This is a genomic window from Nostoc sp. DSM 114167, from assembly GCF_052692655.1.
Window position 1 is genome coordinate 7,479,528 of the sequence record NZ_CP195116.1, and the last position, 24,829, is coordinate 7,504,356.

The 24,829-nt window shown below is 41.0% G+C and carries 18 protein-coding genes; 9 read left to right on the forward strand and 9 right to left on the reverse strand.

Annotated features, from left to right (window positions below; genetic code table 11):
- The first annotated feature begins 1,008 nt into the window (after nucleotides 1-1,008).
- The 4 genes from NSTC731_RS31410 (at nucleotide 1,009) to NSTC731_RS31425 (ending at nucleotide 6,881) form a co-directional block, all read left to right on the forward strand.
- Entirely contained in the window at nucleotides 1,009-1,155 is a 147-nt protein-coding gene (locus NSTC731_RS31410; RefSeq protein WP_094348756.1) for a ribbon-helix-helix protein, CopG family, read from the forward strand.
- Between the two features lie 359 nt (nucleotides 1,156-1,514).
- Nucleotides 1,515-1,658, forward strand: coding sequence for a hypothetical protein (locus tag NSTC731_RS31415; protein ID WP_445628358.1), 144 nt, complete (start codon nucleotides 1,515-1,517; stop codon nucleotides 1,656-1,658).
- A gap of 601 nt (nucleotides 1,659-2,259) precedes the next feature.
- Nucleotides 2,260-5,802 carry a WD40 domain-containing protein gene (locus NSTC731_RS31420; RefSeq protein ID WP_445628359.1) on the forward strand — a complete coding sequence of 1,181 codons (3,543 nt, stop codon included), beginning with the start codon at nucleotides 2,260-2,262 and terminating at the stop codon, nucleotides 5,800-5,802.
- 167 nt (nucleotides 5,803-5,969) lie between these two features.
- Nucleotides 5,970-6,881 (forward strand): IS982 family transposase, encoded by a 912-nt coding sequence (locus tag NSTC731_RS31425; protein WP_445628360.1) that lies wholly within the window; start codon nucleotides 5,970-5,972, stop codon nucleotides 6,879-6,881.
- A gap of 123 nt (nucleotides 6,882-7,004) precedes the next feature.
- Here NSTC731_RS31425 and NSTC731_RS31430 read toward each other — a convergent pair whose 3' ends face one another.
- From NSTC731_RS31430 to NSTC731_RS31440, 3 genes are read right to left on the reverse strand one after another with little or no spacing between them, the layout of a single operon-like run.
- Nucleotides 7,005-7,979, reverse strand: a complete 975-nt coding sequence (locus NSTC731_RS31430; protein WP_445628361.1) for an SGNH/GDSL hydrolase family protein — start codon at nucleotides 7,977-7,979, stop codon at nucleotides 7,005-7,007.
- A 41-nt stretch (nucleotides 7,980-8,020) separates the two neighbouring features.
- A complete protein-coding gene (locus tag NSTC731_RS31435; protein ID WP_445628362.1) occupies nucleotides 8,021-9,160 on the reverse strand; it encodes a 3-oxoacyl-ACP synthase III family protein in 1,140 nt (379 codons plus the stop codon).
- A 16-nt stretch (nucleotides 9,161-9,176) separates the two neighbouring features.
- Nucleotides 9,177-10,928 carry a ScyA-related TPP-binding enzyme gene (locus NSTC731_RS31440; protein WP_445628363.1) on the reverse strand — a complete coding sequence of 584 codons (1,752 nt, stop codon included), beginning with the start codon at nucleotides 10,926-10,928 and terminating at the stop codon, nucleotides 9,177-9,179.
- A gap of 470 nt (nucleotides 10,929-11,398) precedes the next feature.
- Here NSTC731_RS31440 and NSTC731_RS31445 point away from each other — a divergent pair, with 470 nt between their 5' ends.
- Together NSTC731_RS31445 and NSTC731_RS31450 are read left to right on the forward strand one after the other, a co-directional pair.
- Nucleotides 11,399-12,091: a haloacid dehalogenase type II gene (locus tag NSTC731_RS31445; protein ID WP_445628364.1), complete on the forward strand. Its 693-nt coding sequence runs from the start codon at nucleotides 11,399-11,401 to the stop codon at nucleotides 12,089-12,091.
- 255 nt (nucleotides 12,092-12,346) lie between these two features.
- Nucleotides 12,347-13,216 carry a DUF5895 domain-containing protein gene (locus NSTC731_RS31450; RefSeq protein ID WP_445628365.1) on the forward strand — a complete coding sequence of 290 codons (870 nt, stop codon included), beginning with the start codon at nucleotides 12,347-12,349 and terminating at the stop codon, nucleotides 13,214-13,216.
- Nucleotides 13,217-13,379: 163 nt separating this feature from the next.
- Here NSTC731_RS31450 and mltA read toward each other — a convergent pair whose 3' ends face one another.
- On the reverse strand, nucleotides 13,380-14,639 hold the full coding sequence (gene mltA, locus NSTC731_RS31455; protein WP_445632217.1) for a murein transglycosylase A: 1,260 nt from the start codon (nucleotides 14,637-14,639) through the stop codon (nucleotides 13,380-13,382).
- A gap of 3 nt (nucleotides 14,640-14,642) precedes the next feature.
- Entirely contained in the window at nucleotides 14,643-14,897 is a 255-nt protein-coding gene (locus NSTC731_RS31460) for a hypothetical protein (protein WP_190728057.1), read from the reverse strand.
- 415 nt (nucleotides 14,898-15,312) lie between these two features.
- Here NSTC731_RS31460 and NSTC731_RS31465 point away from each other — a divergent pair, with 415 nt between their 5' ends.
- On the forward strand, nucleotides 15,313-15,639 hold the full coding sequence (locus tag NSTC731_RS31465; protein WP_445628366.1) for a DUF4278 domain-containing protein: 327 nt from the start codon (nucleotides 15,313-15,315) through the stop codon (nucleotides 15,637-15,639).
- 165 nt (nucleotides 15,640-15,804) lie between these two features.
- Nucleotides 15,805-17,265 carry a protein kinase domain-containing protein gene (locus NSTC731_RS31470; protein WP_445628367.1) on the forward strand — a complete coding sequence of 487 codons (1,461 nt, stop codon included), beginning with the start codon at nucleotides 15,805-15,807 and terminating at the stop codon, nucleotides 17,263-17,265.
- Nucleotides 17,266-17,313: 48 nt separating this feature from the next.
- On the opposite strand, the gene NSTC731_RS31475 is transcribed toward NSTC731_RS31470, so the two are convergent.
- Nucleotides 17,314-18,222 (reverse strand): c-type heme family protein, encoded by a 909-nt coding sequence (locus tag NSTC731_RS31475; protein WP_445628368.1) that lies wholly within the window; start codon nucleotides 18,220-18,222, stop codon nucleotides 17,314-17,316.
- A gap of 181 nt (nucleotides 18,223-18,403) precedes the next feature.
- On the opposite strand from NSTC731_RS31475, the gene NSTC731_RS31480 reads away from it, so the two are divergent.
- The gene (locus tag NSTC731_RS31480) at nucleotides 18,404-19,264 is read left to right on the forward strand and encodes a phosphate/phosphite/phosphonate ABC transporter substrate-binding protein (protein ID WP_445628369.1); all 861 of its coding nucleotides are present in this window, start codon (nucleotides 18,404-18,406) and stop codon (nucleotides 19,262-19,264) included.
- Nucleotides 19,265-19,339: 75 nt separating this feature from the next.
- Here NSTC731_RS31480 and NSTC731_RS31485 read toward each other — a convergent pair whose 3' ends face one another.
- From NSTC731_RS31485 to NSTC731_RS31495, 3 genes are all read right to left on the reverse strand, one after another.
- Nucleotides 19,340-19,837 carry a hypothetical protein gene (locus NSTC731_RS31485; RefSeq protein ID WP_445628370.1) on the reverse strand — a complete coding sequence of 166 codons (498 nt, stop codon included), beginning with the start codon at nucleotides 19,835-19,837 and terminating at the stop codon, nucleotides 19,340-19,342.
- A gap of 178 nt (nucleotides 19,838-20,015) precedes the next feature.
- Nucleotides 20,016-20,786 (reverse strand): hypothetical protein, encoded by a 771-nt coding sequence (locus NSTC731_RS31490; RefSeq protein WP_445628371.1) that lies wholly within the window; start codon nucleotides 20,784-20,786, stop codon nucleotides 20,016-20,018.
- A 762-nt stretch (nucleotides 20,787-21,548) separates the two neighbouring features.
- Nucleotides 21,549-24,290 (reverse strand): GAF domain-containing sensor histidine kinase, encoded by a 2,742-nt coding sequence (locus tag NSTC731_RS31495; RefSeq protein ID WP_445628372.1) that lies wholly within the window; start codon nucleotides 24,288-24,290, stop codon nucleotides 21,549-21,551.
- Nucleotides 24,291-24,829 lie beyond the last annotated feature (539 nt).

Sequence of the window (24,829 nt, forward strand, 5' to 3'; positions counted from 1 at the left end):
AGTTTAATAAAAAAACTCCACAGAAAATATGCAAATGTCATGCTGTAGGCGTAGACACCTGTTTTGGACTATGCAAGTAGCACCTGTGTGTCTCATGAGTCTACCCTCCAGTTAATTTGGCTCAGAGTATATGTAATTAAATCAGTTGCAGTTTCATGAATCTCCGCTCCTTAATACAGTCAACAGCAACTTGTAAGAACTTCCAATTTGACTTGTAGCTCTGAGTTAATGGTATTAATACCTCTAAAACCCTATGTAAATACAGTAGTTTACCATAGTTACTACATAATCTTCTTACTAAGGCATACAGCGTAAGCAAAGGTTGAGTTAAGCTTGGTACAAATTTAGGTTAAGGATTTCTGCAATATTGTTAATTCTAAATTTATTGCAATTAAGCTTGAATGATGACTCGATTTAGAACGATATAAATAGATATTATGCCAATATTAATTGAGTTATTGAGGTGAATTAAGTAGGTTTATAGTTGAATTTATCTGTAACATTTAGAGCATCTATAATTAATTAGATACCATAGATATTTTTTAAAAATTGAGTAACAATATCACTTTTAATTTACACTTTCAATGATGAATAAACATTCAAAATGTAGGGATAATTTTATAATTTATCTTTATTTGCCAAGTGCGTTTGGATTTCCTTACTCTAGACCATTCGTTCGCTCGAGTTGTAGACACTAGCAACTCTATGTGTCACCCTTGTTTTGTGGTTACTACTGCGCATAGCTTGCTACGCACAGCAAACGGGGTATGCATTAGACTACAGCCCAAGCTAAAAAATATAAAAAATTAAATGATAGAGTACCAAAGATTGATTCTTCCTTTATCATTTATAGACAAGTTAGTAAATCAGTAAAGCACACCTGCAATATTTATTTACAACGCGTCCTATTAAAAGGGTATCTCAGTATATCCAAAATTTAGGTTACTTTCCAGTTGGAAGGTAAAATCAGAATTTGAAGTTATGATTACACGATTTATCTATTTCAGTATGAACAAAAAATGGGCGGTCAAGCGAATCACTATAAACCTGGCATCAAATGAAGCCAAAAACCTTGAAAAATATTGTGAACAGACAGGCAGACCAGCAACGGATGTCATCAGAGAACTTATTCGAGCCTTGCCACTGACAAAATAAAAGTAGATTTGCGAACTATTTCACCCTGGTTGATTTTCAAGATATAACTATTAAAATTTGGTTTAATTTGGAGGTCTTAAAGTAAGAGGTAGTAATTTTTTGTGATATTGAGAAGAACGTAAAAATTTAGTTTCTGGCGTGCTGCGCTCATTACTACGAGCGCAGCACGTCAAAAAGAAGATGACGCGAGCGCTATTATTGAGTTGCACAATGAGGAGTGAGAGAATATTTTTTTGGTTGGGTAATTATATTGTGTCGTCATCTTCGTCAGAAAATAATCTCTAACCCATATTGTTTAAAATTTTCGCCACAAACAATAGCATTGAGGTAGCAAATATACAGTCGTGAGGATCTAATCTATGATTACAGCTCTTGCAATTACTCACATCAGAGAAAAATTGGAAACCTTTGTCCAAATCTGCACTTCTACTTTAGCTATAACTCTTCTGGATATCGCTTTTGGGACTTGGCGTCAACGTTCAGCAGCTCAAGGCAAAGCTTGAATGAGTTCTCGAATCACGTCTATTGCTAGTTTGCCTTTCTGTTCACAATACTTTTCAAGGTTTTTAGCTTCATCTGCTGTCAAATTGATAGTGATTCGCTTAAGCGCTCTTTTTTGACTGGAGGTGGTCAAACGGGGAAATTTCAGTGCAGCAGTTTTATTCATTGATTGATAAGCTAGATATATAGAAACTTTCCTTATCAAGATTGCCAATTTTGAGCTGTATTTACCAGTGAAGATCGGGATTTTGAGATTGAACTTAAGCTTTACTCCCAAAAATATTACTGAGAATACGAGGTATTAAATCACTAATACCCTACGTAATAAATCTGCCATTACCAAATGTAAGAAGCTTTCGGCTAAAAAGATGATGTTAGCAATGTCCTACAGTCCAGATAGTCTGTTGAGCAAGCGGTGTTGAATTACCGATATGAGTGGATGCAAAGGTAGTTTTTATTACTGGGTATGTTGGTAATATGCCTATTTTGAATCTTCTGCAACATGAGATTATTCGTTTGTTATGGCTATTACCCTATATCTATAACAACCTAGTAGATAATTCCTTTTAATAAAAAGTGATTAAACGAACAGTGAGTTAATACATGACTTTACAGAATTGGAGACGTAAGCGTGGCGTTGCACTTACTACGAAGGGTTTACAAAAAATTAAAGAAGCAAAGCATCAATCAGAAGCAAAGGAAAATTTTGGAAATCGGTATACTCTTGAAGAAATGAGTGTACGTTCTGGTTTATATTCCGCTACCATCTCGAAAGTATTGAATCGGGAAGGAGGAGTTGACAAACAGACTATTGAGAAGCTTTTTTCAGTTTTTAATTTAAAAATAGACAAAAGTGACTATTCAAGCTCAAATACTCGTCTAGATTGGGGAGAGGCTATCTTTAACTCCGCTTTTTATGGGCGTATAGAAGAACTTATTACATTAGAGCAATGGATTCTTAATGAGAACTGCCAATTGGTTGCACTCTTGGGAATAGGAGGTATTGGAAAAACAGCACTGTCTGTAAAGTTTGCTCAAAAAATTCAGGACAACTTTGAGTATGTGATCTGGCGATCGCTACGAGAAGCACCACCTGTTAAAATTATTTTAGGTAACTTAATTCAATTTTTATCTGACGAACAGGAAACAGAAAATAACTTACCAGAAAGTTTTAGCGATCGGGTATCGCGACTACTCTATTATTTACAAAATTATCGCTGTTTAGTATTCCTTGATAATGCAGAATCAATTCTCCGTAGTGGTAGCCGCGCTGGACTTTATCGAGAAGGATATGAAGAATATGGTGAGCTTTTAAGACGGGTAGGAGAAGCAACTCACCAAAGCTGCTTAGTGTTAACTAGTCGTGAAAAACCCAGAGAAATAGCATTTCTGGAAGGACAAGCACTACCTGTTCGCTCATTGCCACTGAGTGGATTGAAGGTGGCGGAAGGGCAAGAAATTTTAAAACTCAAGGGACTATCGGCGGCAGAAGATGAATGGAAAGTAATGATTGAACGTTACGCAGGCAATCCATTAGCTTTAAAGATAGTTGCCACAACCATTCAACATATCTTTGATGGTAATATTACTGACTTTTTACAACAAGACACAGCTGTTTTTGGAGACATTCGCGATATCTTAGAGCAGCAGTTTGAGCGCTTGTCAGATTTAGAAAAGGAAATAATGTATTGGCTAGCGATTAATCGTGAGCCAATGACGCTTCCAGAATTGCGAGACGATATTATATCACAAGTACCGCAAGCAAAATTACTAGAGGCTGTAGAATCTTTAGGAAGGCGATCGCTAATCGAGAAGGCTACGCCTACGCTCATTGAAAAAACTGGATCGCTTTTTACTCTCCAGCCTGTTGTCATGGAGTATGTGACTAGTAGCTTTATAGAAATCGTATGTGAGGAGATTATCACTCAGAATCTTGATGTATTCACGAGCAAAGCTTTGATAAAAGCGACAGCAAAAGAATATGTTAGAGATACTCAAATTCGCCTGATCGTCAAACCAGTTATAAATGGGTTGCTTACTGTCTTTAGAAGTAAAAAAAACCTAGAAAATCACTTAGCTCAAATTTTAACAACCCTACGAGATATATCCCCTCTAGAACAAAGTTATACGGCAGGAAATGTTTTTAACCTACTTTCTGATTTAGAAACCGATCTTAGCGGTTATGATTTTTCTTATCTAACTATTTGGCAAGCCGACCTGCAAAACGTCAAGTTATATAATGCAAATTTTGCTCACGCCCATCTAGCTAAGTGCGTTTTTGTTGAAACCTTTGGTGGTATTTTTTCAGTAGCCTTCAGCCCTAATGGTAAACTTTTAGCTACTGGTGATACCAATGGAGAAATTCGCTTGTACGAAGTTGCAAATAGTCAGCAACTTCTGACTTGTAAGGGTCATGCTGGTTGGGTTTGGTCAGTCTCCTTTAGTCCCGACGGTCAGGTTCTTGCTAGTGGCAGTAATGACCAAACAATAAAGCTGTGGGATACTAGTACTGGTGAGTGTTTCAAAACTTTAAAGGGTCATAGTGGTGGGGTTCGTTCAGTCACTTTTAGTCCCGACAGTCAGGTTATTGCTAGTGGCAGTGATGACCAAACAGTGAAGCTATGGAATACCACTACAGGCAAATGTGTAAAAACCTTACAAGAAGTTGGTTGTAGTATATGGTCTGTTGCCTTCAGTCCAAAAGATTACATATTGGCAAGTGGAAATGATGATTATACAATGAGGCTGTGGGATATTAACAGCAGTTCATGTATTTACATCTTAGAGGGTCACACTCAGAGGGTATACTCAGTCGCTTTTAGCCCTGACGGTAATACACTAGCTAGTGGCAGCCATGACCAAACAGTGAAACTTTGGGACATCAGTACTGCTCAATGTTTTAAAACTTTGCAGGGGCATACTGACTTAGTACATTCAGTTACCTTCAGTCTAGATGGTAATGCTCTTATTAGTTGCGGTGATGACCAAACAGTTAAGGTATGGGATTTCGATACTGGTGAATGCCTTAAAACTCTACAAGGACATAGAAGTAGGATATGGTCTTTAGCAATATGTATAAATCAAAATATTTGTGCCAGTAGCAGTGATGACCAAACGGTAAAGTTATGGAATATCAGCACTGGTAGATGTATTAAAACTTTGCAAAGTTTCAACAATGGGATATGGTCAGTCGTTGTCAGCCCAGACGGTAAGATTATTGCTAGTGGTAGTTATGACCAAACAGTGACACTGTGGGATATTACAACTGGTAAATGTCTAAAAATTTTGAGAGGGCATACGAATCGAGTTACATCAGTCACTTTCAGTGCCGATAATCATTTTATTGTTAGTGGCAGCGAAGACCGAACCTTAAGGCTATGGGATCTTAATACTGGTAAGTGTCTAAAAATTTTGAGGGGACATACTAATCGAGTTACATCAGTCACTTTCAGTGCTGATAGTCATTTTATTGCCAGTGGTAGCGATGACCAAACAGTAATGGTCTGGGATGTTAGCACTGGTCAATGTCTTAATACTCTACGAGAACATAGCGGTAGAACATGGTCAGTCGCCTTTAGCCCTAACAGTCATATATTAGCCAGTGGGAGTCATGACCGAACAGTGAAACTCTGGGATGTTCATACTGGTAGATGCCTTCAGACTCTGCAAGGTCATACTGACTGGATATATTCAGTCACCTTCAGTGCGGATGGTTCCACTCTAGCTAGCGGTAGCGGAGACCAAACTATAAAACTGTGGGATGTTAGCACTGGTGGCTGCCTTGGAACTTTGCAAGGGCATACTAATAGCGTATACTCAGTTGCTTTCAGTGCAGATGGTTGCATACTAGCTAGTGGTAGTGGCGACCAAACAGTGAAGCTTTGGGATGTTGACACAGGTAATTGCTTAAGGACTTTATCTGGACATACTAGGTGGGTTTGGTCAGTTGGCTTTAGTCCCAATGGTCAAAGTGTGGTCAGTTGCAGTGAAGATGAGACAATTAAAGTTTGGGATGTAGAAACAGGTGCATGCTTGAAAACTTTGAGAAGCAAAAGCCCTTATGAGGGAATGAATATCACTAGCATAACTGGGTTAACTGAGTCTCAGAAGGATACTTTAAAAGCTTTAGGAGCAGTTGAGTATTAATATAACGTGAGTTCGACGGTTATAAAAAGGTAAAAAGCTTGCGATGTATAGATTTGCAAAACAAGGTTATTCACGGCAGCGATCGCTAAGATTAATTGAGGATTAGCCAAAAAATCACAAAAAAATGCCGAGACTAAAAATATCTAAGAAAAATAAGGGTCTCGGCTATGTCCACCATTGTATCTCGCCTTGATATCACGCAAATCTTCTGGGATGTGGATGATTTCTGCAATCAGTGGCAAAGCTTATGGCAACAAGTACCACAGTTACCATCCACCAAAGGAGAACGTCGCAGTCAGTCCAGGATGCATTTATCGGAAGTGATGACAATAGTAATCGCGTTTCATGGCAGTGGTTATAAGACTTTTAAGGAATTTTATACGTTGCACGTACTACAAAGCTGGCGTGGAGTGTTTCCAAATTTGGTCAGTTACACAAGATTTGTGGAACTCATGCCTTGGTGTTTAATGTTGCTGTGTTGTTTTTTGCATACACGAACAGGAGAAATTACAGGGATTAGTTTTATCGATTCCACCCCAATAGATGTTTGTCACAACTGTCGAGCGCATTCTCACAAGGTATTTAAAGGGTTGGTGAAATGGGGCAAAAATTCTGTGGGCTGGCACTTTGGATTTAAACTGCATTTGATTATTAATGATTGTGGAGAATTACTCGCATTTTCACTAACTCCAGCAAATATCGATGACCGAAAACCAGTCCCAGATATGACTAAAGATTTAATTGGTAAACTCTTTGGTGACAGAGGTTACATCTCTCAAAAATTATTTGAGGAGTTATATGAACGAGGGTTGCAATTAATCACAAAATCTAAAAAGAAAATGAAAAATCGCTTGGTAAAACTGATTGATAAAATTCTGTTACGCAAACGTGCTGTGATTGAGTCCGTCAATGACCATCTGAAAAATATATGTCAAATCGAACACTCTCGCCATCGTAGTCCATTTAATTTTTTGGTGAATTTGATGGCTGGTTTAGCTGCTTATACCTATTTGCCTAAAAAACCTTCAATTGATATTTACCCAAAAGATTTGCCTGCGCTACCTCCTGCCATTTTTTAGTTCCGTCGAACTCACGTTAATTGAAGAAGAATTCGGCTATTCTGAATTCAGGAGCAGAGCCGGAGACGGTCTGCTAAGGTGTCATAATCAAGACGCTCTCTACGACAGGCTGCGCGAACACTATCAGTTGGGGATTTTGCGTTTCAGTAGCGAAACTGCACCTAAAACGCTGTATGCTAATATCCCTAATCCAGCAGATGGTTCAGGCACTGGCTCAAGTGCTGAGAAAGCTAATTCTCCAATTAGCTTATGAGTAGCAGTTGTAGGATGAACTTCGTCCCAAAACACAAATTTTTCAGGGTTACATAAAACTTGTTGTGTGGGAACATCTATGGGTACTACTGATAAGTCTTTGCTAATACAAGAGTTGGTCACGTTTGTAAAACCGAATTCATCTGGAGTCGCAATAATCCTATCAAATAGGGAATTAACATTTAGTTCTATAATGTTGATATCGGGACTTAATTGTTGCTTTAAAGATTTGAGTGTCGTGTTTAAGGTAGAGTTATGTGTGCTGCTGAATGTATTAAATAAGTTGGAACGTTGACTATCGAAATTTGCAAAAGGCAATTTTCCTAAATCTGGCAAGTTGACCACCATGATATCTCTAGCGCCATCAGTAACAAGTGATGTCAACGCTGCTGATAAATTTCCCCCAGTATTGGTAGGGTTGGGAACACCACCGAAAAAGTAACTTAGGTAGTCATTAGTACCAGCCCAAATAATATATAGAGCATTAGAATCAGCAGTTTGTCCTGCTACAAAGTTATTTATCTGTTGCTGTAATCCTGGTAAGCTAGGTATACCAATGTTCTTAGTTCCTGTCGTCGCACCACCAAAAGCAAAGTTATTTTTCAGATTTAATGTTAATCCTAGATCAGAGGCAAGATAATCAACCCAAATTGGGCCATTAGAAAAACGCCCATTAGAGTAGGTTGGGCTTGGAGGAATGATTCCGTTAGTGGCATTAAATACATTACCAGTATCAGAAAAGCTGTCTCCAAAGACGTAAATGTTGTCATAATCTTTTGCTAATACTTTGAGTGGAAATATCAAAGATAATAGCAAAAATCCTATTGTTATAATTTGTCTTTGCACAGCTAATTCCTTAATCTAGTTTCAACCTTGCAAACATGTCTTTAAAAAGAAACTTCGCTCGAATGTTTAGAGCTTTCTTTTGCTGATTTAGAGCTTTCAAGAGGGTCAGGACTTAGCGCTACATTGCCCCAGCGCATCACGTTCGCAGAAATAGCACCGGCTGCACCGAAGCCATAAACGAGAACCAAGTCATTTTCGCGAATCTTGCCCAATTTGGCAGCATAGTACATATTGGCGACAGTAAGTACTGGCCCAATATTTGCATATTGAGAATAGAGATCGATCGTCCGTTCTGGATCAATGCCCAGTACGCGTATGCAGAAGCTGGCAAACCAAGCAGTAGATGTATTGAAAATAAAAAAGTCGATTTGCTCGAGTGTCACACTGGCTGCGGCGATCGCACCCTCACAGCATGTACGGAGAAACCCCACAGCGGTTTCGCGAGTTACCTTGTTGGCTTCCTTGCATAGCTTCATACGAAGCTGTGGATTGCCTTGTGCGTCCGTTGTAAGTTTGGGAAAAACGACATTACACAACTCACCGGCATGAATGGTCTTTGTGCCAAGGATTCCCTGATTCAATTCTAATGAACCAACTACGAAAGCTCCGGCACCATCACTAAGGAACCATGACATGGTATCATCCTCGTCGAAAAAGCGAGAGTATGTGCATGAGATAACTACCAAAACATTGCGGTACTCTCCTGCTCGTACCAAGGCACAGGCGGTTTGAAGCGCAATAGGTGTACTGCCGCATGTTGCATCAAGATTCCATGCGGCACCCCCTAGATTAAGTTTACGGGCAAGGAAAGCTGCATCGCCCAACCCGATTTGTTCGGGCCATACAGAAGCGACAATCATTAGATCGACATCTTTGGGAGAAAGCCTAGCCGCTTCGAGGGCATCCCTTGCAGCCCGCTCTTCTAACGTCAGTGATGACTCGCCAGTACCAAGTACCCATCGCTCAACAGTACCACGAAATGGGTCTGACAGATATGGCATCATTTCTAAGTCAAACTCGTTGCTGGGAGCTGAGCCTGCGAGCGAAAACATCCTCGCCAAACTTTTTTGCTCTGCCTGAGCAATTAACTCAGGGTATTTTTGCCTGTAGTAATCATTAGTACGTCTAATGCTGGGAAAGCTCAGTGCGATCGCCCGAATACCTACTGGTTGATTCACCATAACTAATTTCCTCTCACTAATTCGTAGCGCCTTGCGAAATTAGACTGTCGAGACGGCTTCCTATTGGTGCAGAACTAGTAGGTTCAATGAGTACATCAATAACAAACGGACGAGGCGATGCCATAGCTTTCTCTAGCGCCGCTTGAATGTTGGACTCGCTTTGAACACGGATACCATCAGCTCCCATACCCTGAGCAATTTTGACGAAATCTGCTTGGGGAATTTTTGCATCTATACCGTTGAAGCCCAAATACGTCATTCCCTGTTCGCACATATTGTAGCGCCCGTCGTTGAGTACAATCCAGACAGCCGGAATTTGGTATTCTACCGCAGTGTTTATCTCGCTGTTCATGAGCATAGCACCATCCCCGACAATCGCAACCACCTTGCCATTCCCTGCTAAGGCGGCACCCACGACACCAGTCACAAAATGTCCCATAGACCCGAAGCCTGTGCTGATTCGGAAACGAGAAGGTTTGGCAAATCGCAGCAGGTGAATTGCCCAAACCAACGAGTTCCCGACCTCGGTCATGACAACTGCATTGCTCTGTTCGACAATCACCTGTTGAATCATATTCATCAGCACATCTGGCCGCACTTTCTCGTCAGTAAGTGGATAAATTACATCGGTCTTTGATGCCAATGACGGGAGTTTTGATATGCCAGGACGATCGGGAAAGTACTTCAGTAATGCTTTGACAAATACTCTCACATCAGAATGGACGGCAAAAATTTCGACAGATGGATACGCGGTTCCTGGTACTTGCGGGTCTATATCAACATGTAAAAAGCCTTTCCGAGGAGCCATCATGGGGTTCCAAAACGAAGTCAGTTCACCCAAACGTGTTCCTAAAACTAATGTTCGTAAAGGACCGTACTCCTGCATATACCTCAAAACCGACTCATGCCCACCGAAACCAGTGACACCTACAAACTGAGGATGATCCTCAGGAAAAATACCTTTGCCCCGTGGTGAACACATCACCGCAGCTCCTGTTCTCTCGGCTAGGTGGCGAATCTCTTTTGCAGCACCCCGTGCCCCGAAACCTACCCAGATGGCAAACGGTTCCTCAGATAATAATCGGACACATTCGGCAATTGTTTCCTCAGTTGCTGTTGCCCCATCGTGAGATAGAGTTACTCGTGGCAATAATGTCTTTAGTAAAGTTGTCTGGATATTTGTAGGAATACTTATATGAGCTACGAATCCTCCTGGTTGTCCTAGTCCAAGAGCAAGCCTTCGAGAAACTTCTGTGAGTTCATCGCTGGATTCGAGAGTGGTTGCATAATGGAATATTTGCCCGGAAGTAAAAATTCCGGCGCTAGGCATTGTGTAGGTGCTAGTTTCTTGGCAAGCCCACCGGCCACGCTGTGGCGCTGAAGTTGAAGCTGAGATCAGAATCACCTTAGCACCTTCCCAACGAGCAGCTAATAGCCCTGTCAAAGCGTTGGTGATTCCTGGCCCCGTGGTAGTGAATACCACAACTGGGCGATCGCTAGCAAAATATGCCTCAATGGCTGCAAAAGCTGCTCCGGCTTCATGGCGAAAGTGCAGCACCTGGATGGAACTTTGGTGTAGCGCAGCCCATACTGGGGCGATCGCACCTCCCGAAACACCAAAGGCATACTGCACTCCCATATCTTCCAGAATTTTTACCACTGCCTCCGCTACCGAAAAAGTATCGGATGGCTTGCTATTAGATGGCTGTTTACTTGAGTTTAATTGTTTAGTGGTATTCGCTTGTGTATCCTGAAATTTCACATCCATACAAATTATACTTAGGAATAATTTCCTTTTTGGAATAACTATTATCCCACACCTACAACTTAGTAATATTGTATTATCAATGTAATATAAATTTGTTTGGATAATGCCAATACAACTTTGGCGAGCAATGCTCTCCAACGCAGGTATAACTGTAAAACGACCTTGGCGGTTCACTTTGTCAATCTTTGAGCAACCTATAAGTTCCGCGTTACCCTGATATAGAAAAAATAAAAATGTTCAGAGACTTCAAGAACAGTGGATGTGGCGATGCCTGCGGTGGTCACTGACTTGTACTGAGTTTCGACTGCGCTCAACTACCGCGCAGCCGAAGTAGCTTTGTCGTACCCCTGCGGGCAAGCTACGCAAAGCGTCTCGTAGAGAAATGCCCCCTGCGCCAACACGGATGATTTCACCCGTCTTTTGGTTTGTGAAAACTGAACGCTATTAATCAAGCTCTGGAGTATAAAAAAGTGATTGAATTAAATCAGTATAAGGCTTTAACTTTCGATTGTTACGGAACCCTAATTGATTGGGAAAATGGCATCTTAGGGGTGCTAAGGCCACTTCTGCTGACACACAACACTAATTTGGATAACGAGCAAATTCTTGATATTTTTGCTGAATTTGAAGCAGAAATCGAAATTGGAGAATATATCAAATATCGAGAAGTTTTGCAAAGAGTAGTCCAGAAATTTGGTGAACGATTTGGCTTTGAGCCAACTGCTGACGAACTAAATTCACTTGCCGATTCGATTCAGCATTGGCTGCCTTTCCCCGATACAGTTGAGGCACTTAGAACTTTAAAGCAAAAGTTTAGGCTGATAATTATCTCAAATGTAGATGACGATCTCTTTGCTTTCTCGGCAAAGCACTTGGAGGTGGAATTTGATAAGGTAATCACAGCAGAACAGGCAAAAAGCTACAAACCTGCCTTCAACAACTTCAGACTGGCTATTGAGAGAATTGATTTGCCGCTAGAGCAGATATTACACGTTGCTGCTAGTGTATATCATGATATAGTGACAGCCAAATCTCTAGGATTATCAACAGTCTGGGTAAATCGTCGAGCAGAGCAAGGGGTTAGTGCGAGTTTACCAGCAGTCACTCAACCTGATTTAGAAGTGCCTGATTTGAAGACTCTCGCGGCTTTAAGTTTACAGTAATTTGCTGATTTGAATTTAACCACGAGAGGAACAAAAAGTAGAGCGTATTTAGATAGAGAGATGCCAAAGAAAGAATTTGTTGTTAAAAAACTAAACAGAGATTGCAACATAGATTGATTCTGTCTTACTCTAGAAAAAATACTACGTCAGTTTAATGTTCTTAAACTTTGGGAACCACAGCATATAACTGGCTTTCCTTTCCTGTGCGCCCTGCCGATCGCCTTGTTCAATAAAACACTTTGATAGCCTAAAACGATGAAAGCATCTGCTAATTTTGACTTTGAAGACGAGAAATTCAATGCACCGCCTTCGCAAGTCCTTCCCTGGTGTCAGATGATTAATCCTCGGTATGGCACAGATGGTATACAATCTCACGGTTTGGCGATTAAGCTGGATAATGCCAATGCTGTCGGCTTTGTACCAGATGATAACTGGCAGCAAGTTGAGCATGAATTTAGCTCTGGAGTAGAAACAGTGTTTATTAGCGCTACTCCACGCTTGGTCATAGTGCGCCGGGGGCCATTGTCTGTTAAAGACCGGGAAAGTGGTCTAAAACTGGGTACGCTCAAAGATAATTATGATGCTTTTTTAGCCGACAAACTTAAATTTAAAACCTTTACTCGCTATCTAATTTTTATAGTGGGTGAAAATAAAAAGTTTTTACATGAATCACCGCTACAACTAACTCTCAATGGTGCAGCTGGAGCGAGTTTCAGCAAAACCTACTGCGAATATCAACAAGGCAGAGTAGTAGGTGGATTCGTTGCTGAACTAGAAAAAGCTTATGCTATCTACCGCAAGCAACCTTTGACACCAAAAGGGCCTTTGTTCCACGCTCACGGGATTTTTTGTCCGATCGTTGAGTGTGAAGAAAGAGGAATTGAACCAAATACAGTTTTGGTAGCTTCAACTGTGGACTATAAACATCCCACCGTAGGGACTTTAACGCAATATTTAATTGCTTCCGATGCTCTGGAGTCTGCAATGATTTGTAAGACTTTTGAAGAATACAAAGATTTTGGCAAGGAACCTGTAAAATCAGAAACCCCTAAATTGGCAATGGCAGGAGTTTCCAACTCTTACATTTATGCTGATGAAGATGATTTTGCTTATCCGCCGTATTAGCTGAGGAGTGGGGAGTGGACAATGGGGATGAGGGGATGAGGGGATGAGGGGGCAGGGGAAGCAGGGGAGCAGGGGAGCAGAGGAGCAGAGGAGCAGAGGAGCAGAGGAGAATAACTAATGCCCAATGCCCAATGCCCAATGCCCAATGCCCAATGCCCAATATCTATTCTTTGAGCAGCAAATAATATAATGAACCATTACCGCCTGTGATACCAGCGCGATCGCCCGCTAGTTTACCAGACCCCATGAAATAATCCACCCGGCCCGGCCCTTTGATGGCGCTTCCTGTATCTTGGTCAAGTACAAAGCGGCTAACAGTACGGTTCTCTAGTTTGCCACCACCAGCAGGATAGGGAAATGAGTTATAAATCAGCGCTAGCGCTCCTGGAGGCATGAGAGACTTATCTGTAGCAATAGAACGTTCTGCTGTCACTGGCACATGAATACTGCCTGTAGCTCCGGTACCACCAGTTTCTTGGAAGAAAATAAATCGTTCCCAGCGCGGTAGATAATTGTTCAATTCCTGGGGTTTTTGTCGGAAATAAGCAATCATCCGTGGCATTGTCAATCCTTCCAGGGGAAGTTTGCCATCTTTGGCTAATTCTTTGCCGATACTAGTCCAGGGGTAATCAGTTCCACCTGCATAGCCAATTGATGTTGTTTTGCCATTGGTTAATTTAATTTGGGCGGAACCTTGGATATGTACCATGTATGCGTCTAGGCGATCGCGAAACCAAAGCAATTCTAAACCGCGTAATTTGCTCTTATTCCCTTTTAAACCATCTTTTCCTTCCAAATCAATTCGTTTTGGGTGAGGTTTAGGCCATTGGCTAAAATCTGGTGGTAGCCGATAAATGGGATACTTATAGATTGCAGTTTTCACACGGCTAGCGGTGTAAACAGGTTCGTAGTAAGCAGTGAACTTAACAGTACCCTTGCCATCGTTGCCCACAGATTGGTAGAAGACAAACTCACGACTGACAGCAGCTTGTAGTTGGGCTGCTGACTTAGAACTGACAACCAGTTGGCGGAAACGCAGCAAACTCCTCCGGACGCGATCAAGAGTAATTTCCCGAACTGGATAATTTTGATATGCTGCGATCGCATCACCCTTTGTTAGATAAAGCAAACTGTTATCAATGGAAGCCAACAGCGCTTTGCGATCGCCTGTTTTACCTCTTTGACTCCAAATTTGCTCATCCCAACCCAAGCAAGTCGGCCGGAGTGTACAATCGCTTTCGATAGTGATTGGTTTTAGCGGCGGCGTTAACTCAGGAGCGATCGGTATTGGTATAGGTGGAAGATCGGGAGCAGTCGGTAGTGGCAACGGCAGTAAGTTAGGAACCTGAGCAACAGCCGACCAGAGAGGGTTTACGAGGGCAATTCCTAGACTCAAGGAAACCAAAGCAAGGGTTTTTCTCATCATTTAGTTGAATCTTTCAACACTAGAACTAAAAATCGGTTCTACCCGGATTGCCACAATCCGAGAAGGGCGTACTACCATATATTCCCCTTGAATATTTTTGATCGGTACGCTAATAAAGTCATTAGAAGCAGATTTTGGCACAAGTTCGCCGCTATACCATTTCTGAAACTCTTGAATAGTAGGAAAACGTACTTCTTCTCGGTGGCCGCTTTCCAGTAGGAGGTATACGGCATATTCATTTGCGGTTCTAGCCATAAAGTTGAATCATTTAAAAAACATTCAACCCATTGTTAACCACGTAACCCCCGAATGAAAAGGGTAAGCATACGGGAGGTTGGGAGCAGAGCAGCAGAGGAGCAGGGGAGACAAAGGAGACAAAGGAGACAAGGGGACAAGGAGATAAACAAAACTCCTAACTCTTGTACAGACGCGATTAATCGCGTCTCTACTGTTAACTCCTAACTCTTAACTCAGCACGGGCTAAACGCCCCCGCTATCGCTAACAGCACTCCTAATGCCCAATGCCCAATAACTCTTCACTCTAGACGCTTAATCCTTTAAGCAGTTCCTTAAAAAGTGTAAGTTTACATTAGCTCTTGCATAACATTCCAATCAACTTCTGATAAGCCATTGGCATTATTGAAAAACAGTTATTCAGGAAGCGAAAATTATGAAACTTTACTATCGTGGTCTGAGCTACGAATACGACTTAAGCAAAGTTGGCAGCAAAAAAACACAACAGCCGTTTCAACCAGTTCCTCAAATTGGGCCAGCTTATAATTTGATCTACCGTGGTGTTAACTATTGTGTCGATCCAAATTCTAAATCGGCAGAAGTTCCTCTAGCACCAGTAGCCTATAAATTGAGCTTTCGGGGAATAACCTATTTTGTCAATAAAACTCAATTAGGAGAGGTTAGCCTAGTCTCTCAACCAACAACTACTTCAAAAGCTGAGACACTGGCGATTTCTGAGGAATTATTAAAGCTTCAACAATAATATGCCTGCAAGCCGATCTGGAGTTTAGTCAGTCATAAACTTGTAATGCAATCCTCAAAAGACCTTGCTTGAAATTTTGCCACTACCTACTTTCTGTCTGAACAAACCTTACCAAAGCTGGTAGTTGTGTCAAGATTAATTTGAGGAATTAAGGTTTGTAACACAATGTTAGGACAATTATTAGACGGACGTTACCAAGTCCTCCAGATATTAGGTGGAGGGGGATTCGGTCAAACCTACATAGCCCAAGATACCCATCGACCAGGTTTCCCAAAATGTGTTGTCAAACACCTTAAGCCCGTCACTCGTAGTCCTGAATTTCTCAAAACTGCCAGACGGCTATTTACTAGTGAGGCAGAAACACTAGAAAAACTGGGCTACCATGACCAGATTCCTCGGCTTTTAGCCTATTTTGAAGAAAACCAAGAGTTCTTCTTGGTGCAAGAGTTCATTGAAGGACATACCCTGAAAGCGGAACTATTCCCCAATCAACGTTGGCCAGAAGATCGAGTCATTCAACTACTCCAACAGGTTTTGGATATTCTACAATTTATTCACAGCCACAATGTTATTCATCGAGATATCAAACCGGACAATATAATTAGGCGGCAACAAGACGGTAAGTTAGTGCTGATTGACTTTGGCGCTGTTAAACAAGTCCAAACTCAACTGCTGACAATTGCAGGGCACACGGGAGCTACTATTATTATTGGTACTCCCGGATATATGTCTACAGAACAGGGACAAGGTAAGCCCCGCCTCAACAGTGATATTTATTCCTTGGGCATTATTGGTATACAATCGCTGACAGGGTTACATCCGATCAACTTTGAAGAAGACCCAGATACAGGAGAAATTTCTTGGCAGCATCAAGCTAACGTCAGTTCTGAGTTGGCATCTGTGCTATCTAAAATGGTGCTACATCACTTTAAACAGCGCTATCAGTCTGCGGCTGAAGTTTTACACGTGCTTAAGGATCTCGATCCTAGAAAAGAAGCGCGATCGCTTCAACTACCATCTTCGACACCCAAACAGCAAGAATATTATCGTCAAGATTACCAGGTAGAAGCGCAATCGCTTCAACTACCAGATTTTACACAACCGCCTCAAACTTCGCTTTCTCAACAAAACTCAATTGGGTATCCAACTGCTTCTATTCTGTCTGGGGAAAGTTACAAGCGCTTAGAAACAATTCTTTTAGAATTTGTCGGTCCCATCGCCTCAAGATTGCTACAACAAGTTGCGGCATCAGCGTCCAATTTGGAAGAATTAATTAGTCAATTAGCCCTTCATCTTCGAGAAAATCAACAAATTGATTTTAAGAAGAAAACAACATTTCTACTAGAGAAACCTACTCTATTACAAGAACTTACTGTAAAATCCGATCCATCTGGTATTAACTCAAATAATTTAGCAAACCAAGAATCTCAAGTCATCAGTGAAAAATTTCTGGAAGAGTGCGAACGTGAGTTGGCTAATTTAATTGGCCCGATAGCTAAGTTTCTAGTGCAAAAAGCTATGAAATCTGCTGGACAAATCTCTCGTGCAGAATTTGTGAAAATTTTAGCATCACAAATTCCCGAACGTCAAAAAGCTTTGCAATTTGAGCAACGCTTACTTTCTTGATTTTCTCAAAATTGCGTTTTTCTCTCTGTGAATTACGGATTATTAGCCTTAATTATTCAGCATTTCCAAAGCTATTTTCAAGCTAGCTTTCATCCGATTAAATGCTTCTGCTAACCCGCCAATTTCATCATGAGAGCTTTCTTCAAAATCAGCACTCATATCACCAATACTAACTTTTTGAGCTATTTTCTCTATTCTTCTGATGCGCTGAATCACATATTTTGTAATTAAGAAGTTAATTAAGAAAACTACGAACGCAAAGATCGCAATTAAAAGTCCCATTATCAATATCCAAGTCCGTGTGGCATTAGCAAAAATATCTTGAGAAGGAACAGAGATTATTTGGGCAGAAACAATCTGATTAAGTTGCCAGCCAAAACCATTTTCCGAGCCATAATTTAGCAACTGACTTTTAGGAGCTTGATCTGGTGTAGAATGGCATCGCAAACATTTCGCTTGGGTAATTTTTAGTGGTTGTGCAATGTAAAATACTTCACCTTCTGACAATTTACGAAAGCCTGTGATTTCTAAAGTATTAGGTTCGTTGCGAAAACGCTCGACAAGTTGAGTTTCAAAATTATCAGCTTTATCCGCTAAATTGGTTGGATTAAGTGTTGCATCCTTATGAAAAAAGTTTTTAAATTTAGGCTTTTTACGAAAATTTTCAAAAACCTCTTTAGAGGAAAAAGTTGGTACTACTTCAGGCAGGAATGTTGGGTTAGTATCTAATCTAGGTTCTAATAGGGGAGCAATACGATTTTGTGTATAATCTCTAACTGCATTTACCGTTTGAATGAGAATCTCCGCTTGAGAACTTACTTCATTTTGCGCTCTCCCTTGAAGTACACTGGATAAGGCAACGCCACTTCCTAAAATACTGATGATGAAAACTAATATTAAAAGCAAGTTAAATTTAGCACCTATTTTTAAGTTTTTTAACGTAATGTTGTTTAACATAACCTAAGCAACGAAAGTGGCCTGTGAGTTTGTCTAATATTTATTTATACCTCTTAGAAAGCATCTCAACAATATCTAAATAAATATTAATTTTTTACTGCAATATAACCTTTTTAGGCAGCAGTAAAATTTATCTAAATTAGTCCTGAAAGCCAAATTGTTTCTTTAACCATAATTAGTGATGTTTGTGCGATTTCCCCGTCGTTTATTTCTGTTTCATCTACTAGGTTTCACATTTGCTGCCTGCAAACCACAAAATGGAGATGGGGTTGAGGGCACATTAACTATTGGTGTAATCAACTATGGTGGAGGCGAACAGATAATTAATCAATATGCTAAATTTAATAATTACTTAGGTGAAAAAACAAACTCATATATTCAGTTAGAGCCTGTTTTTAATGAAAATAGAGCGGTTGAGCGCCTTGATGCTCGTGCTTGGTCATTGGTATTTGCTCCACCGGGTTTAGCGGCTATTGCGATCGCACGTCACCAATATGTTCCCCTATTTCCTTTAATAGGTATTAGTAATTTACGTTCAATCTTCGTTGTTCGCAAAGATAATCCGATCGCTGACTTGAAACAATTACAAGGCAAAACAATAGCTTTAGGACAGTTAGGTTCAGCAACAGGATATTATTTTCCTCTTTACAATCTTTATGGTACAACACTGGCTGACATCTTGTTTGCACCCACACCTCAAGCAGCTCTAGAATTGGTGGCTCAAGGAAAAGCGATCGCCTGTGCCGTCTCGGAGGCGGAATTAAGTCTTTACAGTTCGCAGTTGGCACCAACCCAATTCCGCATACTATTTAAAGACCCTCACTATGTACCATTAGGTGTGGTTTTGATTGGGCCGAATGTAGAACGTAACCGTCAAGAATTTATCCGCAAAGTGATGAGTGATTCGCCTTCAGATTTAGCTCAAGAAGTGGGGTATGTACCCAATGGACAAGTACCAGATTACAAATACATGATTTCTGTGGTCGATCGGGTAAGTTCAATTAGTTCAAAGCTGCAAAGTAAACCTGTTCGTTTATTCTAATTAAAGCAATAGCAACCCTTTCAGCCTTTGTTTTCTCTAAAATCCTCTTCTAATGCTCAAATACCCTAGTTTTACTCAGTCGGCGAGCGGGTGTTCCGGGTTCGCACCCAAGTCGATGAGCTCCGGCGGCTCGACGGCCAGTACGCTGACGCACTGGTCGCAAACCACCAGGAACTCCCGCAGACCGGTAAAGCACAACGGGGAGTTAAAGTACTGGCGGTGCGACTCCAACTCCTGCCAGCCGCCTTCGTGAACCTCGTACAACCACCCGTTGCCGGCGTGGTAGCTGTCCCAGAATTCGCACAGGTCACGCTCGTCCAGCACTCGGAACCCGACCGGCCGCCGGAACACCACACGGGCGAACACGAACCCCGGCCCCTGCACTTCGACGGTCAGTCCATCCGCGTCGTACCACAGCGACCGCACGACCACCCGCTTGTATCGGGCGGCAGGCGGATACGGGGTACACCTCGGAGGCTTCATCCGTCGAATGCTCTCTTTCGCCGAACTAACTAAGACTTGGTTAATATAAGTTTTAAATGCGTTTTTATCATTTCCACCTTTAAAACTCATTGCACCAACAATCCCACGGGTTGCGATCGCCCCAATAATAGTTGTATTTTTACCACGTTTGTCTGGACGAGCACCGTGTGCTCTTTTTCCCTTTAACGCCCTAGCATAGAGCCTAGTCATGTTTTAGGAGTGCTATAGTTTTATTTTTGGTAAGTAAGTATTATCTTGTATATCTTGTTCAAAAAAACAATTTGAATCGTGCTAGCTGGTTTTTAATTGTCTCTGTCAGGATTTTGTCCAGTTCTATAGTGTCTTGGAATTGCAAAATTTGCTGTGTTGGTAAGTCGAAGGGAAATTCACCTTCAAAATCTGGGCGTTGCATTTGCGCTAGTAGAATCTGTTCGGATCGCTTACTTTGGATGGCATAGCCAATTTCAATACAGACATTCGGACTGGGAATTAATTGAGACGTTTCCTTACCATCAATACTAGCAATGGGCGTGGTGTCAGCTATAAATAATAAACTCTTACGGATTTTCCGCATGATTGTGCGGTTAATTCGGAAAGTAGCACCGCTAGGACGAGAGGATTCTATTAATGTTAGAGGAAGACGCGATCGCAAGTTTAAATTGTCTAAACTTTTTCGCAGTTCTTCTTTGAGAATATTCGTCGCTGTGCCATACTCAGTTTGATAGGATAAAAAAATTGTTGGTTCTAACTGAGCCAACACCGCCTGTTTAGTAAAATAAATTTCATGACTAATTAAGTCAATGTTAGAGACGCAATAGCCACCGCTACCTTCAATATAAAATTCAATATTTTCCCCTTCCAAATAGCGCCCAAACCAAGTTGATTTTTTCACTTCGTCGCTGTCTTCCAAAAAGTCTGCTCGCAATGCTGATTTCAGCAGGCTTTTTTTGCTTAAGCGAATGTCTGGCGGACGTTTTTCCAATTCTGGAATCGGCTCATAATCTTGTAGATACCACGCTCTGAGCGCAATTATTGACATAAGGCGCTATTTTAACTGTTTCTCACTATTCAACTTCGTATAATCTTACACCCAGAGGAGTCCCTATTTCAGACTTCTGTTTAAATACAACAACACCCAAGCCTCTACTCGCTGAACTATCTCCTCTCTTTGTCGATCGTAGTTAGGGATGTACTAACTTCCATTGCTTTTGTAAACAAGTAATGAAAATCAGTTACAGTGCCCCCTAATCTTCTAGATTTGAGGAAACAGCAGTTTTCGCGTTGGGTGTTGCTGTATTTTGACGAGACAGATGTAAGTTCAACAGCGTCTTATACCTCTTACTAACATTTCAAATGCAGCTGTTATTATCTGCCAAGGAAGCTTGTTTATTAGCTTCTACTATTAGATTATCATTTGTAGCTGGGAGGAATTTATTTTGCAACTAAACTTTACTTTTAAATGATTTTAATCGAATTAAATATATTGCATATCCTGGATCGATACTTGTCGGGTTTTGAGGAAAAGGAAAGGGTAAAGAGGAAAGAAAAAACCTTTACCCTTTACCCTTTAACCTTTTCCCCAAATCCAATTTCGATTTAAAAATGCACAAAGCGAGCAGTATTGTATCCTGGATCGCTGATAGCTATTTATTTAGCCTAGATGTTAAGAAAATTATCATCTATCTTGTGGATGAATTTAAAAATTTATCAATCGATTTTTAAGTTTTGAAACTAACAATTGAGCATTGGTCAATAACCAATAGTGATTTTTCCCCTGCATCCTCATCTCCCACAACTATTGCTAGTTAACTATTTTGGCTGGAGGCTTGATGGGAATCTCAATCCAGAACTCTGTACCTTTGCCAGGTTCTGAAATGCACTCCATTATTCCCCCATGTTTTTCAACAATAATCTGATAGCTGATTGCTAGTCCCAATCCTGTACCTTTGCCCACAGGCTTGGTAGTGTAAAACGGGTCAAAAATTCGCTTTTTTACGTCTTCATTCATTCCGGGGCCGTTGTCAGTAATCCGAATTAACAGACGAGAGTTGTCTGCTGAGACTTTAGTGGAAATCTGGATAGTTGGAATTGGGCATGAGTTATTCTCCTTGTCACCCCGATCCCGCCACTCTCGACGCCCTACTTCCAGAGCATCTATGGCATTGCTGAAAATATTCATGAATACTTGATTCATTTGACCGGCATAGCATTCCACCCGTGGAATGCTGCCATAATCTTTTATTATCTCAATTCGTGGAAATTCGGCATTTCCTTTCAGCCGATGTTGCAAAATTAATAAGGTGTTGTCAATACCTTCATGCAGGTCAACGCGCTTGTTTTCAGACTCATCCAAGCGAGAAAAATTGCGTAACGACAACACTATTGAGCGAATGCGTTCGGTTCCTAGTTGCATTGAGGTCATGATTTTTGGCAGGTCTTCTACCAAAAATTCAAAATCGATCGCTTCGATCGCGGCTTGAATTTCACTATGGGGATGGGGATAGTATAGCTGGTAGAGACGTAAAATTTCTAGCAGCTGTTCGGTGTAATCACTGGCGTGGCACAGATTACCGTAAATAAAGTTAACGGGGTTGTTGATTTCGTGGGCGACACCCGCCACCAACTGTCCTAAACTAGACATTTTTTCGGTCTGAATCAATCTTGTCTGTGTTTCTTGGAGTTCGTGTAGGGTCTGCTCTAACTGAGCAGCTTGATTTCTGGCTTCAGTTTCGGCTAGTGAGGTTTGTTGGTAGAGTTGTGCTTGTTGAATTGCGATCGCAGCCTGATCTGCCACCTGCTGCAATAAATCAATTTCTGTATCTTGCCAATTTCTGGGAGCCTCACACTCATGGGCAATTAATAAGCCCCATAGTTCCATACCCATATTAATTGGAACTATTAAGTTTGCTTGCACTTGCAAACTCTGCAAAAACTCTCGATGACAATCACTTAAAGAAGCCGTTGAAAGGTTGTTAATTGCCCGTACCCTACCCTGACAGTATAGACGGGTATACTCATCAGGAAAGCATTCTGGTGGTGCATTCACTCCCAAAACTGACTGCCAATCACCATTAATCTCTTCCACAATCACTGATTGAGTCTTCAGGTAGAAAATCAGCATTCGGTCTGAATTTAGCAGGGGACGGACTTCTTGAACTATGGATTGCAGAGTTGCTTGCAAGTCCAATGTGCGGCGAATATGCTCTGTGACTTGCTTGATGACTTTGGTAAACAGTAATGATTTTTCGAGTTCAGAGGTTTGCTCTTGCACCCGCAGTTCTAAGTTGGCATTCAGTGATTGTACCTGTTTATACATCTGCTGCTGCTGAATTGCCATTGAGAAATGATCGTATAAAGCTTGTGCCAAAAAGATGTCTTCCAATTTCCACTCAGGTGATTGCCCTTTTTTTTGCTCTCGCCAAATCTCAAAGGAAAGCTGGGGTAAAAGTTGTCGCCGATTATGTTCGCATCTTCCCGCCCACAAGATTTCCGTTTCCAATTCCGAGCGAAAAATAGTTAATACACCGATAAATTTTTCGCGGTAATGTAGCGGAATCACCATGAGTCCGCGAATTTCAGTAGAACGGAATGCTAAAGCCAAAACTCGCAAACGTGGTTCTTTATAGAGGTCGGTAGTTGCCCAAATATTACCTTGTTGAAACTCAGCCATCCAGTTTTGCCAGATGGGATGCTGTTCGATAATACTGTTATCTAACTCGTAGGGGAGTGTCGGTTGGTCGCCCCAGGTGTATAGTTCTCGGTTCTCTGCAATGTAAAGCCTGCCACCGACTCCACAGAAGGCAGTAATAACTTCTTCTAGTGCTCCTTGTAATTGGATTGTCGGCAGTTTATGCAATAATGTGGTGACTCGATTAATAGTAGCTTCTCGCTTTTGCTTGGCGTGGGCTTCAGCGAGTAGATTACTTTGAGCGATCGCGATCGCTACCTGATCGGCAACTTGCTGCAATACTTTTAGTTCCCGCTTCAAAATCTTTTGCGGTTCACTGTGGTGAGCTACCAACAATCCCCACAATTTAGGCTTTGCCGATAGTTCTTGTGGCTCGCAATCTAAAATTGGTACTACCAACGAAGACTGCACGCCCATTGCTTTTAGGTATTGAATATGACACTGGTCTACTTGCCGATAGTAGATATTAGTTTCTAGACGTTTGCCAGTTTCTTTTGACTGTAGAGGCGATAGCCCAATCTTCTCATTTGCCACATCGACAATCGAACGTTGCCCCGCCAACAAAAACATCTCTCTGGCGGCTTCTGGAATATCATCAGCTGGGAAGCGTTGACCCAATAAAGATGGCAGACGTTGTTTATGAATAGATTCTGCAATCACTTCACCACTACCATCAGCATCAAAGCGATAAATTTTCACCCGATCTGCACCCAAAAATAAACGCACTTCGCTAACAGTAGTTGTTAATATCTCTTGAAGGTCGAGCGATCGCCTAATCTGTTTTGTCATCCGGTGCAGTAAGCTTTCTCGACCGAAGTTTTGCTGCAACTCGTTTGGTTTATACCTACGTGTCATTACTTCTATTTAATTTATTTAAGTATAATTTTTTATAATTGTTCGCGATCGTAATTTTCAACTTACAATACTTTGATTTTCATCCTATTTCCAAAAATTCTTGCTAATAATGTATTGCTAAGGGCATACATGTATTACAAATATTTTTGGAAATGGATTAGAAGATGTTTGAAAAGTAACAGATATTTTGCTTGTTCCCTGTAGCCCTTAGACTTCTTGGCATTTGTCGCGAAAAGGTAAAGGTTTTGTATTTTCCCTTCCCCTTTAACCAAAACCTTTTCCTACGAGAGTGTAAAAAGCACTTTTGCCAAGAGGTCTCTTGGAAAGCGGATTTAAGTGATATATAAAATTGCTGTATCATTAAATACTTTTTAGCGCTCATCTCAAGTCTAAAGTTCAGAAAATTTTAATCATTGACATTTATTAATTTTATATTCTCAATCATTAAACTATTCCAGTAATTTTACTTAATTTAGAACTGGAATAATTTCTTGAAATTAAAAAGATTTTTTTAATCTTTTTGCCCATTAATTCAATTA